Consider the following 1,311-nt stretch of genomic DNA (forward strand, 5'->3'; position numbering starts at 1 on the left):
ATTGGAGTTGTCAACAAAAGTGCAGTTTGAAAACACACTCATAGAGAAATCTCGTTTCTACGCTGCCATTGACAGCATTCTTTCGCGATAAATGGCGGGGGGCCAGCCACCTGGATTAGAGGTATAGATCCGTCGCCTGTTGTAGTAGACCATAATATATCGGAAGATGATCGATTTCATCGCGGCCATCGGATAGCGCTCCGTGCGGATCTTGTACAGCTTCTCTTTCTTTAGCGTAGCAAAAAAGCTTTCCATCCTTGCGTTATCATAACAACGCCCTGTGCCGCTCATGCTCTGAATGGCATCCTGCTTAGCCAGATGCTCTCGGAATGCATAGCTTGTAAATTGGCTGCCTCGATCACTGTGAAATATCATGCCGCGAGCGTTTCTTGCTTGACAGGCGTTTTCGAAGGCTTGGATGCAGAGTTCCTTGCGCATGTTGTCGTCCATAGCAAGGCCCACGATTTCTCCGTTGTAACAGTCCAGTACCGCCGACAGATAGAGCTTGCCGTCGGAACAAGGGACTTCGGTGATATCCGATAGCCACTTTTGGTTGGGTGCGGAGGCGCTGAAGTCTCGACAGATCAGGTTCTCGCTCTTTTGGGCCGTGGCATCCTCGCGTGTCAGACCGTTGGGATGACGTTTGGCTTTCCTGAGCAGTCTGTGCTGCTTCATGATTCGATAGACCGTGCTGTAGCTGGTCGTGATCTCTATTTGTGACAGCGCCAGCAGAATACGCCGGACACCGTAATTCCGGTTGTCTTCATGCTCATCGATGATGGCTTTGATGTGGACCAGAAGGCGTTGCTGCCGCACCTGTTTAGTTGTAGGCTTCAAGCTACGGTAATAGCCTGATTCGCTGACCGCAAGTACTTCGCACATCTCCTTGACGGTCCATCGATCCCGTCGCTCACGGATGTACGTATAGAGCTGGCATGCCTTTACCGCTTCCGGTCTTTTGCGAAAAAACCGAGGGCGTCCTTGAGAATGTCATTCGCGCGGCGCAGCTCACCGATTTCTCTTTCTAATTCGATTTCACGCGCTGTCTTGTCGGCAGCTGCATAAGCGCGTCCGCTCCCGATATGCGCTCCGTCTCCGTGCAGGGTTCTTCGCTTTCTCCACTCTTGCAACGTATAGTAGGATACGCCTAGCTGCTCGGCAGCTTTCTTGGGTCCCATCTCATCGCTCAATCTTACGGCTTCTTCTTTGAATGCTTTGTCGTATCGATTCATTGTCTCCCGTCCCCTCGTCAACTTTCATTTTATTTCATACGAGGGTATTTTTCGACTGCATTTTTATCGTATCACTCCA

2 protein-coding genes are annotated in these 1,311 nt (G+C 50.7%); both read right to left on the reverse strand.

The window, feature by feature from the left end; translation table 11 throughout:
* Positions 1 to 57 precede the first annotated feature (57 nt).
* A complete protein-coding gene (locus tag B5M42_RS24955; protein ID WP_134757848.1) occupies positions 58 to 918 on the reverse strand; it encodes an IS3 family transposase in 861 nt (286 codons plus the stop codon).
* Positions 919 to 941: 23 nt separating this feature from the next.
* On the reverse strand, positions 942 to 1,232 hold the full coding sequence (locus tag B5M42_RS24960) for a transposase (protein WP_134757850.1): 291 nt from the start codon (positions 1,230 to 1,232) through the stop codon (positions 942 to 944).
* Positions 1,233 to 1,311 lie beyond the last annotated feature (79 nt).

The organism is Paenibacillus athensensis, assembly GCF_004514475.2.
GTDB classification, from domain to species: Bacteria; Bacillota; Bacilli; order Paenibacillales; family NBRC-103111; genus Paenibacillus_AL; species Paenibacillus_AL athensensis.